This window comes from Paraburkholderia madseniana, from assembly GCF_009690905.1.
Taxonomy (GTDB): Bacteria; Pseudomonadota; Gammaproteobacteria; order Burkholderiales; family Burkholderiaceae; genus Paraburkholderia; species Paraburkholderia madseniana.
On record NZ_VOSW01000093.1, the window covers coordinates 1 to 15649 of the forward strand.

Sequence of the window (15649 nt, forward strand, 5' to 3'; positions counted from 1 at the left end):
CCCCGGTTGCACGAATCTCCGGCGGATAGAAGGCGACTGCGAGCGCGGTTTGGCCCATGATGCCGTTGACCAGACCTGCGCCGATCACACCGATGAACAGCAGCACGATGGCCGGCGTCACCGCCACCTGGCTAAGGCTGCCGACGCTGATAATCACCAGCAACAATCCCACAACCAGCGCCGATTTCACCCTGAGCCTGCCGGCAAGCGTCATCATCGTGACCGCCACCGTCATCAGGACGTTGCCGCTCAGACCACCGATACTGAAGGCCGCCATGCCGACCGACGCATGGTCCGCTGAGAAGCCGAAATCCACCAGCAACGTCGGCACCCAGAACAGCAGTGCGTAGACGTCCATGAAGATCAGGAATGAGAACAGCCACAGCAGGCACGTATAGGCGCCCAGACCATTTTCGAACAGCGCCTTGAGCGGGTTAGACACACGCACGGCGGCGGCATCGGCTATCACCGGGCTGCGCGCCGGGAGGATGCGAAAGAACGCAACAACCAGCAGGAAAGGCAGGACACCACCGGTCACAAAGATCGACTGCCAGCCGAAGTGACTCATCAGAGGACCACCTGCCACGCCGCCCGTGACGGCGCCGACGGACATGCCAGTCGTAACGAGCAGGGACGCCGCCACCTTATGCTTCGCGCCAATGATGCCGGCCGCCGCCGTAATGGCGATCGGCAACGCCGCGCCCAAACCGATGGCCGCCGCAAGGCGCATGACGGACATGCTGGCGATATTGGTCGCGTACGCCGTCACGAGCGTGCTCCCGGCAAATAGCACAACACTCGCGACACCCATGGAACGGTGTCCGAAACGTTGAGCGAGCGGACCGGAAATCATGAAGCCAATCGCCGCGCCAATGTTCGTCGCCACAAAAACGGTGGTGAAGAGCGCCGGCGCCAGATGCCACTCATGAGCGAGCCTCGGCACGACAAAGGAGATCGACGTGGTGTTGAATCCGTCCAGAACGATCACCAGGAAGCACACCAGCAGGGGCAGCACGGGCCCCACGCGGCGTGTTTTGGCCAGGCCGCCTTCCATGGACGGTTTCGGGTCTTTCGCAATCATCGAATCATCTCCTCTGCAACTCGTGCACGGGTACGCGACCCGGCTGACATGCTGTAGCCAGGCGCGAGTACACGCCTGTTGAACTGACGCACCACCATGGACTCAGGCCCGTATAGACGCCGCGATGCGCTGCTGCAGCGCGGGGGTAAAAATGCGCTTGGGAAGCATGCAATGAATGCCTTTGGGCGGAATGGTCGAGTAGACCGTTCCGGTCTGATTGGCGTATTGCGTCACACGGAAGCTGCCTGCCACGCTATAGATTCCATAGCAATCTTCCGGTGCAATGCCACTGGCGGCAGACAGCCAGCTGATCATCTGGCGCAGACAGGCAACCAGTGAATTCTCGAGAGAGTCGGAAAACCCGAAACCGATCCAGTGGTCAGGCGTCTCCGCCATGGGCACATTCAGCGCAGCGCCTTTGTGCAGGATGTACTGGATACGCATCTCTTCGAAAGCCGTCTCAATCGAGGTCTGATCGACGTTGCCTTCACCCGAGGCGCCCATGGAGCCGCCCGTCCACACCCGCGCACCGGTGACCTGTACAGGCAGGAAGATCGACGTGTCCACCCCCAGCACGGCACAGTCCAGATTACCGCCGTAGTTGCCGGCCAGATTCGCGCTGATGGGTTTCTCGCCGGCCGGCTGCGTGGCGATATATGCCTGAAATGGCTGCAGAGGAATATTGACGCCCGGCACATATGCCGCGGCGGTCCTGTCCTTGTCGAATTTCAGATAGCGCAGGTAAGGCTTGAAATCGTGCGGCAATGCGCCGACACCGGGAGGCGCGGAGTTCCAGCCCCAGTCGATCGGCCGCATCTTCAACATACGGCATTCAACCAGATCGCCCGCTTCGGCACCGATGATCGAAACGGGCCCAATCAGCGAGAAGGGACCGTTGGGGTACTTCTTGCGGATCGGCTCGCGCTCCTTGAAGGTCAGCCCATACTTGGCCTCATTGCCCCAATTGGTCCAAGTGCCGTCATACCAGACGGTATCGCCCGACTTGATCGTGACTGCCGTCGGCGCGCTGGGCTCGATCTGCCCGACCTTGACCGTTTCCAGCGACGGCACCAGTTTGATGGTCTGACCTTCGCGCGAGGCTGCCGCGACAGCCGCCCCTTGCAACGAGCCGCTCTGCGCGCGAGCTGCGCCGGAAAAACCGAAAGCACCCGCCGCAAACGCGCCGAAACCAAGCTTCAGAATCGATCGGCGGCAAGCGTCGGTAGCGTCACATGTCGAGGCATGCCTGTCGTCCGCGGCGCCTGTTACGCCCGCTGCATCGCGTTGTTCTGTTTCGCGTTTCATGAAAATCTTCCCAATATCGTTTCAATAGGACACGACGTGTCATCGCACCGTCGTTGCGCCGATTGCTTCAATTGCACCCTTGACGACCTGATCATCGATCTCCGAGGGCGCCCCACTCGCGCCAACGGCACCTAACAGATGCCCGTCGACAAAAACAGGAAACACACCCCGTGCCGGCAGAAACGGGGCGAAATACCCAGCACCGGATACATTGCTGTACTCCGAAGGATCGTCCTTGAAGCGCTGCTCCAGCGTCGCACCGGACTGGCCGCCGAGCGCAACGGAGGCGAAGGCTTTGCCGCGGGCGAAATCAACGCTAACAAATGGCGCGCCGTCCATGCGTACAGCCATGATGAGGTGGCCTCCCGGGTCGAGCACGGCGAAACTCATCGCGAGATGGCGGCTCTGCGCAGTTGCCATTGCGATGTCGACAAGCTTCATTGCCTGCTTGATACTCAGCGAATAGCTTGCAAGCGGAGGCGCTGCCTGCTGCGCTTGAGCCGTGTCGGCAGCGCAAACGTTGCTCAGAAAAACGAGGCACGCCGAACCCAGCAATGTGGCTAATACAGCCTTGTTTGACGGAGCTGAACGACGGAATCTCAAGCTAGTCTCCTCTTCACGACACCTCGAGCACCGCTCGATAGATGAAGCTTATGCTGGGGAGCGCGCGTCCCTATAACCAGAAAGATTGCGCGCTTACCAACGAGTCCGATAATTTCTGATCAGGCCTATCGCTGAGAACGCAGCCCCCAGCGCCACCCTTAAAGTCGAGCGTGTTATTGACCCGATGCGGACGCCGGTGTAGCGGGTTTCGATGCAGCGGCCTTACGCTCCGCGTCCATGAGATTCTGCGGATAGTTATCCTGATTGCCTGACTCTCGATAGCCGTTCTTCTCGAGGGCCTTCAACTCGGCGTTCTTCTTTTCCCGCCGGGCCTTGCTAGCAGCCTTCCGTTGGGCCTTGGCGATCTGCTTTGGCGTTGATGCGCCCATGGAGGAGGACGCCTGCTCGCCACTAGCCGGTTGAGCCGTCGCCACAGGCGTCTCGATAAGCACCAAACCAAGCGATACGACGAGTGCAGCTGAAACTGCACGAAACTGGACCATGATTGAGTCTTTTTGAAAGTTGAACTACTGAGGGCAGCCGGACAGTGCTGCACGGCGCCCCAGGACCACTCGACGAAGTCCTGGGGACATGGCAACGGCCCGACTGCGAGTCACACGCGGCAAACAGCTACAGGGGCACTTACTCGGTCGCGAATACCGCTACGCCCGCACCTGCAAACTGCTCCGAGTGCCCCGGTCCGTGCGGCACGAAGACACGATGAGACTCACCGTCCACCGCCACTGAGTGCGCGCCCATCGTGGTCGGAACAATCGCGACGATGCTGCGCGTAGCGGCGTCGATAATGCCGAGTGCCGGGTCGAACTTCGCCGTCTTGCTGCCGACCTGGGAGACGTTGTCGGCCGAGCGGTGACCGGCGGCGAGGAAGTAACGATTGGACACAGGGTCGTACACGACTTCGTCCGCGCCGCCGAACGGCAACTCGGCGACGGTTTTGCCGTTTGTACGGTCGATGATCACCGTAGTCTGCTTGCCACCCTCGTCCGGATCGCATCCGATCAGTGCATCGTTGCCCGGGCCCATCGCGAGGCCGGTCGGGCCTTCACAACCCTTCAGCGAGAAAACGTTCGCAACGACAGGCTTGCCTTCGAGAACCGACGCGACCGGAATCACATCGACTTCTCCTTTCGGGTTGGCTTTCGTACCATCGTTGTTCAACACGAAGTTCTTGCCCTTCGGGTCATACGCGCACGCTTCAAGACCGGTCGAGTCCTTCAACGAGAGTTTCCCGATCACTTCCTGGCTCTCGGTATTGATGAAGGTGGCAAAAGGCGGTTCCTCTGCGCCGCTCGAGAACATCACGACATGATGCTCAGGGTCCAAGCAGCTCTCGTCGGCGCGAATACCGGACGTGCTGACGGCAATGGTTTTAACCAGCTTTTTGGTTGCGACGTCGATCACCTTGACCGAATTGACGTCGCCGACGTACACCAGCGACGTGCCCGGCAACGGCGTGACCCCCGACGGTCCGGATTTGTCATGGCTCGGTCCGATGCCGGCGAAGTTCGCCGAAATCTGGTCGAGCAGCGTGGCCGTCTTTGCGTCGAACACGTCCAACGTGGCGTTCGCGCCGTCAGCCAGGTAGTACTTGCCATCCGCCGACGCACTGATGTCGAAGCCGAACGGCTTGGCGCTCGTCACCGGAATATTCGCGACCCATTTGGGCGCGGTCTCCGCCGCGTTGCTCGCCCATGTATAAGCGCCGACCGCGCAAGTACCCGCTAAAGCCAGGCCAAGGTATGTACGTTTCATGTGTTGACTCCTCCAATCAATCGTTAAAATTTCCAGCTGCGGCTGGGACGGGGAGCACTTCCCCAATTTGGTTATCGCAGCGCAGACAAACCTGCGAAATAAGGGTGCTTAGAAAGCGTGATACATGCCGATTCGCACGTCAGCCTGCTGACGTGCCAGCGAGGGCGCGAAACTCCCGCCGATGACGGGGTCCACGCCGGATGACGCCTTCAGGTAATCCGAGGAGATATAAACCTGGGTCCGTTTCGACAGCGAATAAAGCGCCGCTGCAGTCACCTGATTCCACGTGTGGCCTTCGAAGCCGGTGTGCTGATAACCCAGAACCAGTTGCGTGGCCGGCGTGACCTGATACGTCGCCCCGGTTTCATAGACATGCATGACCGAGGTCTGGGCCTGGTACTTCAGGACGGTGTCGCTGAAGTCGCCGTAGAGCGTAAAGTCTCCAATCGCGTACGATGCGCCGATCCCGAACGTTCCCAGAGAGCTGATCTGGAACTCGGGCATCAGATCGGTCGCGGTATTGCCCGACACAGAGGCGACAGGCACATTGAAGAACGTGTGGACACCAATTTGCGCATAAGGGTCCAGCGTGGGCTTGGCCTCGTACGTGTACGCTGCCCCCACAATCAGAGGTCCATTGGCGTATTGCAAGCCGGCACTCCAACCGCTTCCGTCATGAAAACTTCCCGGCGTATTGCTAAAGCCGTACATCGCGCCAAACGTGAAGCCGCCCCACACAGGACTCGTGTACTTGATGGAGTTGTTCAGGCGGTCATTGTTGGTGTGGTCGAAGTCGCCCTGATGGATCGCGTAACCGCTGCCGGAGGCGCCCACGTTGAACTGCCCAAAGAAATCCGCGCTGAAGTCGAACTGCCTGCCCATTGTCAGCGTGCCGTAGTCGGTCTGCAGACCCACCCATGCCTGCTGGCCAAATAGCGTGTTCGCCTGATTGAGCTGACCGTTGTTCAGGTTAAACAGCGACGACAACTTGAACACGGTCTTGATGCCGCCGCCCAAATCCTCGGTGCCCGTCAATATCCATAGATTTGGAAAGAGCACGCCGCTATCGGCCTTGTAATTGTGGTGACCGCCTTCGTTGTCGACGAACGTGATACCGTCGTCCAGTTTGCCCGCCATCGTGATGCTGCTCTGCGCAAAGCTCGCACAGCTCAAACCAGCGCTGCACAGCCCCGCGCCAATGACCGCGGCAATCAGCCTTCGTTTCATGTCTTCCTCACTCGCTCTTAGTAATGGATTCACTGCCAGCCGTTTCCGACTTCACAGCTCGCATTTATATATTCGTTGTACGAATCGTTCAGGAAAGAAAGACAAGCTAAAAGAAACACGCGACGCACCTGCACGACAGCCAGATTGCCTCGGTCATCGCCTTAGCCGGCTTTCCGCCCCACCACCACGCCAAATCCTTCCTAAAGATCTACTTCTGCAATACTGATGCAATCGATTGCCTAAAGACTCGTATTGAAGACCCGTTGGCCGCCCTATTCTTCCGGTACGTTCTCAACTGATCTCGTTAGCGATTACGTTTGTGTCGGCCGGATCGTTATTCAGATAATACGGAACATCCGGTTAAAGTCCTTGACCTCGAAGTCTCGCCGCTTATCAAAGCGTCCGTTTTCGTGACTAACGTCAGGTGGAAATAGCGACAACAACGGCAAAGGGCATACAGGACTAACAACACAATGAGCGACAAACAACCGTGAGGTCATGTATCGCCTGGCAGAGTCAGCCGATCCGCTCGTTTCTGCCCCGTCCGAGCACGTCCGCGAGTACGGCAATGAGCAGAACGGCGCCAATGATCAATGGTTGCCAGTTTGAGTTGAGGTTCAGGAGGTTCATCCCGTCGATCACGAGTGCAAGAATGAGGCACCCGGACAACGTGCCGAGCAAGCTCCCTGCGCCACCGAACAGGGACGTGCCGCCGATCAATATGGCCGCGATGACGGGAAGCAGAAGCGGCTCGCCCATGGCTGAATCTGCTGCATTGACCCGCGCGAGATAGATGAGCGCGGCAATCCCGGACATCAAGCCGCTTATCGTATAAACGGCAATTTTGCGCCGGCGCACCGGTATGCCTGAGAGCCTCGCAACTTCGCTATTGGCGCCGATCGCATAGATTTCCCGGCCGAAGTTGAGTCCTCCCGTGACGATCGTCGCGCCAATCAGCACGAATACCATCATGTAGACGGGCAACGGTATGCCGCCGAGGAATCCTGTGCCCAGTGTTCTGAACCCCGTCGGAAAGCCGTAGATTTCGTTGCCGCCCATGTAATGGAACGCGAGCCCCTGAACGACCCAAAGCATCCCATAGGTGGCGAGAAACGGCGGAAGCCGCAGCAACGTCACAGCGAGACCATTGAGCAGACCGATCAGCGTGCTGCATGAAAGCGCGGTGGCGGCTGCCAGAATCGGCGACCCGCCTGTCTTCATGACACCGGCCGCCAGGCAGGCCGACAGCGTCAGATTGGCCGCGATCGAGAGATCAAAGCCGCCGGACAGGATCACCAGCGTAAGCCCGGAGGCGAGCAGGAACATCAGGCTCGCCTGACGCAGAACGTTGAGCAGATTGGGGGCTGTGGAGAACGCCGACGTCGTGAAAGCCAATGCCATCGCAATCAGAACGATGAGTACGGCGCGATAGATCAGCGTGGCCGTTTCCTCGCGAACATGATGACGCACATCCAACTGGCTGACACGGGACCATACGAAGCGGGAGTTGTTCAGAATACTCATACTTTCGCTCCATTGACTCTGGACTTGCGCACACTATCGATAACAACGACAAGGAGCACCAGCATCCCGACGGAAACAACCTGAAGAGAGGACTCAATGCCAAGGAGATTCAAGGCATTGCGCAAAACGCCGATCGTCACGACGCCCATGACCGTGCCGAACAACCATCCTTCGCCACGCTCGAAAGACGTGCCACCGAGGACCACGGCCGCAATGGCATCGAACTCCATGCCGATTGCCGAATTGGGCTCTGCAGAATTCATTCGACCGACCAGCACCAGTGCTGCCAGGCCGACCATCAACCCACCGAAGACATAGATCGCAATGTGAAAGGCTTTGGCTTTGATGCCGGCTAGAAGCAGCGCATCCCGATTACCGCCGATGGCGAACACATAGGTGCCAAACCGGGTGTGATACAACAGGAGATGGGTAAGCGCATACGCGAGGAGCGCAAAGATCACCGGAAACGGAATGCCGAGAAGGGTCCACGCGTAGAGCTGGGCCACGCTGGGGTTCCCGACGACAACCGCATTGCCGTCCGTCAGCACTAGCGCGATACCGTGGGCAATGCCGAGCGTACCGAGTGTGACAACAAAGGGAGGAAGCCCCAGCCTCGCGATGAGGGCGCCGTTGAAGAGACCCGTCAGCATCCCTACCGCCACCGAAGCACATAACGCCAGCGCGATGCCCCACCCCAACCCAAGAGTCTGAGCGAAAACGACCGCACAGAGACTGAGGAGCGCACCCACGGAGAGGTCGAGCCCCTCGCTCAGGATGACGAGCGTCATCGGCATGGCAATCATGAGCAGGATCGAGACCTGCAGTCCGATGTTGGTGATGTTGCCACTCGATGCAAACCCGGGCACGCCGAACATCGCCGTCACCGTAAGTACACCGCTCGCCGCGACAATCGACGGCACTGGCCGCCGCTTTCGTATCACACTGATTCTTTCAGCGCTTGCGTCCATGATTTAACTCCCATGCATTGCCAGGCGAAGAATGTTCTGTTCGCTCAAGCTTTCTCTGGGCAATTCACCCGAGACCACGCCTTCGCGCATGACGTATGCGCGATCGCAAACGTGAACAATCTCCGACAATTCGGAACTGATGAGAAGAACGGCGGCACCGTCTTTAATCAGTTTCTCGATCAGATTGAAAATTTCCGTCTTTGCGCCTATGTCAATGCCGCGCGTCGGTTCATCGAATATGAACAGCCGGCAGCCGGCGCTGAGCCATTTGCCGATCACGATCTTCTGCTGATTTCCGCCGCTGAGGACACGAGCGCTCTTGCCGGGGTCGCCGGGAGCGATCCGCAAGGAATCGATGAGCGCTTTAGTCGCACTCCTTGCTTTCTCCGCTTGATACCATCCTCTCGGAAAGAGTTTCCACAGGCTGGCGGTGAGCAGGTTTTCGTGCACGGAGCGCTTCAGCGCCAGCCCTTCCTGCTTCCGGTTCTCAGGAATCAGACCCACGCCCATCGCCGCGACTTTGTGAGGACCGCCGGTCACAGCCTCACCAAAGACGGTGACCTGGCCGGTTTCGATCGGGTCTGCGCCAAAGACCGCCCGCACGACTTCCGTGCGCCCGGCACCGACAAGTCCCGAGAGTCCGACGATCTCGCCGCACCGGACCTGCAGATCGACACCTCGGACGCCTGTTGTGGTGGTCAGTTGGCACACGTCGAGCGCGACCTTGCCCGGCTCGCCGAAATATTGGCGCTTGTACACCGTTCCGACTGACCGGCCAACCATCAACGCGATCAGTTCATCGGGTGTCGCCGCGGTGGCCGGCATCGACTGCACCAGACGGCCGTCACGCAATACCGTGACGCGATCGCCCAGGTCGAACACCTCCTTCATGCGATGCGAGATATAGACAATCGCGGCACCGGACTCGCGCAGCTTCCTGACGACACTGAACAGCGCCTCGGCCTCACGGTCGGAAATCGCTGCCGTCGGCTCGTCCATGACCACTACGCGGGCATTGTGCGAGAGCGCCTTCGCGATCTCCACCATCTGCTGCTGCGCGACGCCCAGGTCGGCCGCATAAGCATAGGTATCGTAGGCAAGGCCAAGTTCTTCGAGCGCGGCTCTCGCGTCGAGATGCATCTTGCGATGATCGATCAGGCCAATGCGATTGCGCGGTTCGCGCCCAAGGTAGATGTTCTGCGCGACGTTTAGGTGCGGTACGAGAGAGAACTCCTGGAAGATCACCGCGATGCCGAGTCGTTTGGCGTCGGCAGGCGACTCGATTGTTATCGGTCGGCCGTCGCTGAAGAACTCGCCGGAGTCCGCTCTGTACGCGCCGAACAGTACTTTCATCAAGGACGACTTTCCTGCACCGTTCTCCCCGAGAAGCATATGCACTTCACCGGCATACAACTGAAGGTCGACGTCAGTCAGGGCGCGCACACCCGGGAAGCTTTTGCAGATCTTGCGCAATTCCAGAAGAGGCACGCCATCGGTCGGAATCATTGTTTCCATGTTTGCCTTCGTTTTGTGGCTTGAGCAGTCACTGGCGGTGCCGGCGTATCGTTCGAGCGATAATCCGGCGTCGCGACTGCACGAACTCCTGGCTCGTTAGTTACTCACGACATCGCCCCATTTCGGACACTGCCGTTTGTCGCCGGGCACTTCGAATGGCGCATAGTTCGTCTTGTCGATGACGATGCCTTTGATCAGAATGGTCTGCGGAACGGACTCCTTACGCACCGTCTTCACGGCCGCCATCGTGGCAATGCAGCCCATCTTGTAGCCGTTGAATTCGGCCGTCGCCAGCAGTCGACCGTCCTTGATGGCTTTGACCGACTCCGGCACGCCCCCGATACCCACCACCTTGACCTGCTTCTGCCCGGCCGCCTCCAATGCCTCAATGGCACCCATCGCCATCACGTCCGCTGCCGCGAGAACACCGTCGATCTTTGGATTTGACTGAATCAGGTTTTCCATCACCTGAAGCGCCTGCAAACGCTGATAGTTCGCAGGCTGGGAGGCAAGGAGCTTAACGTTCGGAAATTCCTCCAGCGCCTTGTGAAAACCGCGGACCCGTTCGTCACTCGTGGTGGAGCCCTTCACACCTTCAAGAATGACGACATTGCCTTTCCCGCCCAGGCTCTTCAGCAGATAGCGGCCGACGTCCAGCCCCAGATTGAAGTCATCGGCAACGACGACGGAGGCGAATTTTCCGCCTGCCACTCGATCGTTGTAGTTGATGATCGGGATACCGATCGCGTTAACCTTCTCGATCTCCGGAACGACGCCATGTGGGTTGACGCCCATGAACAGCACGACGCTGGGCTTCTTGACACTGACGTCCTCGAGCTCGCTGAGCTGCTCGCCGAGATCATTGGGCCGCGTCGGCGCATAGTGGGTCACCGAAACGCCGAGATCCTTTGCTGCCGCGTCGACGCCGGCGTGGACGAGCGCAAAATGCGGGTCGACCTGATTCTTGTAGAAAGCCGCAACGCTCTCGCCAGTCGCAAATGCGTTTGGCCCCGCGGCAATGCCCAGTGCAAACGCACAGGCGCTGAGAATGCGTTTTTTCGCCAGTCGGCTCGTCAGTTCTGTCGTCAGTTTCAAGGTCGTCTCCGTTTAACTGTTTTTTGGCGGCCCTCAAGCGAGTGCCCGAATCCGGTACGCCAGCCCGGTTGCGGGAATGCATCCCGGGAAGCACCTCCAATCTTGCGCACAATCGATGCAATCGTTTGCTTAAAGGCAAATCAATTATTAAGCTTTTACTGCATCGCGCCTGCCATTCCTACTTTTCTTTCATGCAACAAATTTTATGCAAACGTATGCACATACTAGCCAGGCAGATACCTTTGTCAATTCATTTATGACGCTCAGCGCATAGGGTTTGTACTTGCAACATTGAGAGCAACCTTTTGCACCTATACAATGACTTCCATGGCCAAAACATCAGAATCCCGGGCAACGATCCGCGTCACCATTCGCGAAGTCGCGCTGCATGCGTCTGTCAACGCGTCGACGGTTTCGCGCGCCCTCAATCCTGCAACCCGTCACCTGATTGGGGACGAAGTCGTCCGCAGAGTGTTGGCGTCCGCGAAATCGCTCGGTTACCGTCAGAACAAGCTCGCCTCCGCGCTTCGCGGCGGGCAGTCAAGGGTGATCGGGGTGTGCTTGCCCGATATCGAGAATCCGGTATTCCCGCCAATTGTCTGTGGCATCGAAGAAGAACTCGCGGCCGTTGGCTATGGCGTCCTGATCGCCAATACCGTTGGCACGTTGAAAGACCAGGAACGCATGCTTGAGCAGATGCTCGAGCGCCAGGTCGACGGCCTCGTTCTCGCAACCGCTGCTCGTCACGACCCGTTAGTACGGCGTTGCATTCTCGACGGCATACCCGTCGTGCTGGTGAATCGCGCGGAGGAAGGCGGACAGGTGCCGGAAGTGATCAACGACGACTTCCTCTCCATGAAGCTTGCGGTCGATCACCTGGTGGAGTTAGGGCACAAGCGGATTGCGCATCTCGCCGGTCCTGAGCGCCTCGCAACCGGGCTCTCGCGAATCCAGGGCTTCCAGATGGCGACGCAGCAGCATCGCCTGACTGGGACGGTTATCCTCGAGGCCGCCGAATTCACGCGCGAAGCGGGCCAGGTGGCCTGCGACCAGTTGCTGAAGGAGCACAAAGGCGTAACGGCGATCATTGCCGCAAATGACCTGATCGCGCTGGGGTGCTATGACGTTTTCGCAGAACAACGTCTGATTTGCCCGAAAGATATTTCGCTCATCGGTCACAACGACATGCCGCTTCTCGACATGCTCCATCCGCCATTAACCACGCTGCGTATCCAGCACCGGGAAATGGGCAGGCAGGCCGCGAGACTGCTGCTCGGGATGATCGCGACACCTGGCGCGGCTCCGCACCGCATTACGCTCCCCCCCGAACTGATGGTGCGCGGCTCGACCGCCATGCCACGCAACACGCCGCTGCGAGCGAGAACGCCGAAAACCGCGCCTGCTTCTGCTGAGTGAGTGCCGAATGAGCACAGAAGCGCCAAGCATCAACCTGAAGCGCTTCGTTCAGGCGGTCTGGTGCGCTGACGCGCGAGCCATTCGCGCGGTGCGTTACCGATCCGTGATTTAAAGAGCGTCGAAAACGCGCTCGACGTGAACCCAAGAACACGGGCCGTCTCCGCTACGGAAATCCCGTGAACAAGTGCGCACATCGCCGTCCCTACCTGCACCTCCCGGCGCCATTGGCCGACACTGGCGCCCAGTTCTTGGGTAAAAATCCGGCTCAACGTACGGCTGCTGACTTTGGCCCGGCTTGCCGCGTCCGCAATCGCCATATCCCTGGTTGGATGGATGAGCAGCGCCTCGCATAGCGCCGCGACCCGGCTTCCCGATGACGGCATGCGGACAGCAAAATGCCCGGCGATTTCAGGCACCGCACGCAGTTCGTCGGCTAACAGAGCCACGACCGCTGCAAATGAGCGTTCGATAGTCGATCGTTGCGTGGCCGCGAAAATCGCGATCAATACGTCAGAGCAGTTCAGAACGCGCGCCGCCGGTACGAAATCGGCGCTTAGCCCGGCATCGATTCGAAGCGCGCAAATATCGGCTCCGTACACCGCACAGACGCTATGTGCGACGGCCGGCGGAAGCCAGACGCCGTTGCCCTCTGTCACACAGTACGCGCGCCGTTCAGCCGTTATCCACACGCCGCCTCGCCGCACATAGAGAAAGCAGCCGACCGCGGCGGATTGGGCATGCCGCTGATCACGCGCGCCAAGCCGCACATCCGTCACCACACAGGCGGAATATGTCATGTGCAGCTTTTGCAGATCGCCATGGAAAGCACGCGGGCGGTAATCACTGCCGTCGCCTCATCCGCAGTGCTCAGGCCGCAGAAACGGCATCGCCAGCAGAATCTTCGCCGGGCGGCGGGACCGATTGTGCAATGCTCGCCGTTCGCCCGGCGCAATGCGGCACGAATCGAAGGTCGCGAGAATAGCCTCGCCCTCATCGGTCATGACGACGACTTCACCTTCCAGCACCACATAATGTTTTTCAACGGGCGACGCATCCGAGGTGGTGTAGCCGCCCGGCTCGATCGCCGAAATGCCTAGCCACAACGACTCCGCCGGTCCGGCTTCATGGCCTTGAAGCCGGACGCACCGCATCGAAAAGTGATTGGGCGGAAAATATTCCGGCGCATCTTCGAAGCGGGTTACGTTCATGGCTTGAGCAGGACCCGATTAGCCGCGCCGCGGAAAACGGCCTGATACGCGAGCGCCGCGTCGGAGAGATCGAAGACAAAATCCTCAACGATGGGAAACGGTTTTAACGTGCCACGTTCGAAATCCGGCAACAACGCATCGAGAATGAGCGCACCTTCCGTGCTGTCGAGTGCAAGCGTATCGATGCCGACATAGGTGTGCTGCCCCCGATAGAACGTAAAGATGTCAAATGGCACCGGACGTTCGACGGTAGAGATGAAAATCTGCTTCCCGCGCACCGCCATGGCCTTGTTGGCCTTTTCGAAGTATGGACTGCCAACCGTGTTGTAGACGATGTCCGCGCCATGGCCGTCTGTCAATTCTCGAACCACCTCGTCGAGGTTTTGCGACGAAGCGTCGATCATGGTGACGTCGGCGTTCGCATGGCCGATGTACGGTGCATTCGTGCGCTCGACACCCAACACCTTGGCCCCTGCCTGGGTCGCAAGTTGTATCGCTGCCTGCCCCACCTTCCCGTTTGCGCCCAGCACGAGGACGACGTCGCCTTGTTCCACGCCACCCGCCCGTTGCAGTCCTTCGAAGGCGGTAACGAAGGGGACGCCGATCGCGCCCGCCTCCTCCATGGTCAGATTGGCCGGTTTGACGCGCACGCTGCCCACGGGCACGGCGAGATAGCCGGCATGCGTGCCGTTGCGCCGGATACCCAGCTCGCCGCCGCTACCCCACACCTCCTTGCCGAGCATCTCCTGCGGCCCCTCGACAACTATGCCGGCGTAATCCCGACCCGGTGTGCGCGGCCACACCGCATGCGGCATGAAGCCCAGCACAGCCTTCACGTCGCTCGGATTCACCGCGGCACTCACCACGCGCACGAGACACTCGGCAAACTCGACGTCCGGCGCATCTTGCGCGCCAATGTGCAGATCGAGCGAGTCGATATCGACGCTCTTTTCCAATACACGAACTGTTTTCATTTTTTATTTTCCTAAAAGGTCAAGATGGCGGGTCGAGCCGAATACCGACGCGTCCTGAAGCGCGCTCATCGGTTCAGCCCCAGAAGCTCGCGAGCCTCCTGACTGGTCGCCAGTTCGCCGCCCAGCGAGTGCACGATGTCGCGCGCACGCGCGACCAGCTCCGCATTGCTGTAAGCGAGCACACCCTTGGCAATGTAAATGTTGTCTTCCAGGCCGACCCGGACATGGCCGCCCGCCAACCATGACTGGGCGACGATCGGGAATTCGGAACGGCCGACACCGAAGGCCGACCAGGTGGCCTGACGGGGTAGCAGGTTACGCGCGTAGAGAAGCGTTTCCGGACTGGCCGAGAAACCGTATTTGACGCCCATCACCAGGGTCCACAGCCCCGGACCGTCAAGAACGCCCTCCTTGATCAGGTCCAACGCCAGGTGCAAGTCACCTGAGTCGAAAATCTCCAGCTCCGGCTTGACGCCCGCCTCCCGGATGACGTGGGCCATGCGCGTGACATTCTTAGGTGTATTGATGACAACGTCGCCGCCGGAGTTCATCGTGTTCAGGTCGAGACTGCAAATGTCCGGCTTGAGCTCGAGAATATGCTCGACGCGCCTCTCCGGCGGCAGCAAGGTGGTGCCAGGCGCCGCAACTCTGGGATCGTCGTCGCTCGGAATAAAGCGGCCGCCCGGACCCGTGGTCAGATTGATGATGAGATCGACGTTCATCGCGCGGATGCGCTCGATGACTTCCCGGTAAAGCGCCACATCCATCGAGGGCCGCCCCGTCTCGGGATCACGCACGTGGATGTGAACGGCTGCCGCACCGGCGCGTGCAGCCTCGAGCGAGGCGGTCGCGATCTGCGCGGGTGTGATCGGCAGCCCCGGATGTTGCTCCGGTTTGGTGATATTGCCTGTTACAGCGCAGGTGATGATGGTCTTGCGGGAATGCATATCAGGCCTCGCT

Annotated in this window: 15 protein-coding genes; 1 reads left to right on the top strand and 14 read right to left on the bottom strand. The window is 59.5% G+C overall.

Going from position 1 to position 15649, the window contains the following annotated elements:
* From FSO04_RS35005 to FSO04_RS35050, 10 genes are all read right to left on the bottom strand, one after another.
* Nucleotides 1–1081, bottom strand: a 1081-nt coding sequence (locus tag FSO04_RS35005; protein ID WP_154566100.1) for an MFS transporter, incomplete at its 3' end; no start/stop codon positions are given.
* A 102-nt stretch (nucleotides 1082–1183) separates the two neighbouring features.
* A complete protein-coding gene (locus tag FSO04_RS35010; protein ID WP_154566101.1) occupies nucleotides 1184–2386 on the bottom strand; it encodes an acetamidase/formamidase family protein in 1203 nt (400 codons plus the stop codon).
* Between the two features lie 39 nt (nucleotides 2387–2425).
* Entirely contained in the window at nucleotides 2426–2989 is a 564-nt protein-coding gene (locus tag FSO04_RS35015) for a GlcG/HbpS family heme-binding protein (RefSeq protein ID WP_414693500.1), read from the bottom strand.
* Between the two features lie 173 nt (nucleotides 2990–3162).
* Nucleotides 3163–3492 carry a hypothetical protein gene (locus FSO04_RS46940; RefSeq protein WP_174825329.1) on the bottom strand — a complete coding sequence of 110 codons (330 nt, stop codon included), beginning with the start codon at nucleotides 3490–3492 and terminating at the stop codon, nucleotides 3163–3165.
* A gap of 139 nt (nucleotides 3493–3631) precedes the next feature.
* The gene (locus FSO04_RS35025; RefSeq protein ID WP_154566102.1) at nucleotides 3632–4762 is read right to left on the bottom strand and encodes a YncE family protein; all 1131 of its coding nucleotides are present in this window, start codon (nucleotides 4760–4762) and stop codon (nucleotides 3632–3634) included.
* 108 nt (nucleotides 4763–4870) lie between these two features.
* Complete coding sequence (locus FSO04_RS35030; RefSeq protein WP_154566103.1) at nucleotides 4871–5989, bottom strand: porin; 1119 nt, start codon at nucleotides 5987–5989, stop codon at nucleotides 4871–4873.
* Nucleotides 5990–6505: 516 nt separating this feature from the next.
* On the bottom strand, nucleotides 6506–7513 hold the full coding sequence (locus FSO04_RS35035; protein ID WP_154566104.1) for an ABC transporter permease: 1008 nt from the start codon (nucleotides 7511–7513) through the stop codon (nucleotides 6506–6508).
* A complete protein-coding gene (locus FSO04_RS35040) occupies nucleotides 7510–8481 on the bottom strand; it encodes an ABC transporter permease (protein WP_154566105.1) in 972 nt (323 codons plus the stop codon). Before FSO04_RS35040 ends, FSO04_RS35035 begins: the two co-directional genes overlap by 4 nt.
* 3 nt (nucleotides 8482–8484) lie before the next feature.
* On the bottom strand, nucleotides 8485–9996 hold the full coding sequence (locus FSO04_RS35045; RefSeq protein ID WP_154566106.1) for a sugar ABC transporter ATP-binding protein: 1512 nt from the start codon (nucleotides 9994–9996) through the stop codon (nucleotides 8485–8487).
* A gap of 96 nt (nucleotides 9997–10092) precedes the next feature.
* Nucleotides 10093–11091, bottom strand: coding sequence for a sugar ABC transporter substrate-binding protein (locus FSO04_RS35050; protein WP_154566107.1), 999 nt, complete (start codon nucleotides 11089–11091; stop codon nucleotides 10093–10095).
* Nucleotides 11092–11418: 327 nt separating this feature from the next.
* On the opposite strand from FSO04_RS35050, the gene FSO04_RS35055 reads away from it, so the two are divergent.
* Entirely contained in the window at nucleotides 11419–12507 is a 1089-nt protein-coding gene (locus FSO04_RS35055; protein WP_154566108.1) for a LacI family DNA-binding transcriptional regulator, read from the top strand.
* Nucleotides 12508–12536: 29 nt separating this feature from the next.
* Here FSO04_RS35055 and FSO04_RS46550 read toward each other — a convergent pair whose 3' ends face one another.
* From FSO04_RS46550 to FSO04_RS35075, 4 genes are all read right to left on the bottom strand, one after another.
* Nucleotides 12537–13013: a helix-turn-helix domain-containing protein gene (locus tag FSO04_RS46550; RefSeq protein ID WP_166618313.1), complete on the bottom strand. Its 477-nt coding sequence runs from the start codon at nucleotides 13011–13013 to the stop codon at nucleotides 12537–12539.
* A gap of 348 nt (nucleotides 13014–13361) precedes the next feature.
* On the bottom strand, nucleotides 13362–13715 hold the full coding sequence (locus FSO04_RS35065; protein ID WP_154566110.1) for a cupin domain-containing protein: 354 nt from the start codon (nucleotides 13713–13715) through the stop codon (nucleotides 13362–13364).
* Nucleotides 13712–14689, bottom strand: a complete 978-nt coding sequence (locus FSO04_RS35070) for a quinone oxidoreductase family protein (RefSeq protein ID WP_154566111.1) — start codon at nucleotides 14687–14689, stop codon at nucleotides 13712–13714. Before FSO04_RS35070 ends, FSO04_RS35065 begins: the two co-directional genes overlap by 4 nt.
* A 65-nt stretch (nucleotides 14690–14754) precedes the next feature.
* Complete coding sequence (locus tag FSO04_RS35075; RefSeq protein ID WP_154566112.1) at nucleotides 14755–15636, bottom strand: beta-keto acid cleavage family enzyme; 882 nt, start codon at nucleotides 15634–15636, stop codon at nucleotides 14755–14757.
* Between the last annotated feature and the right edge of the window lie 13 nt (nucleotides 15637–15649).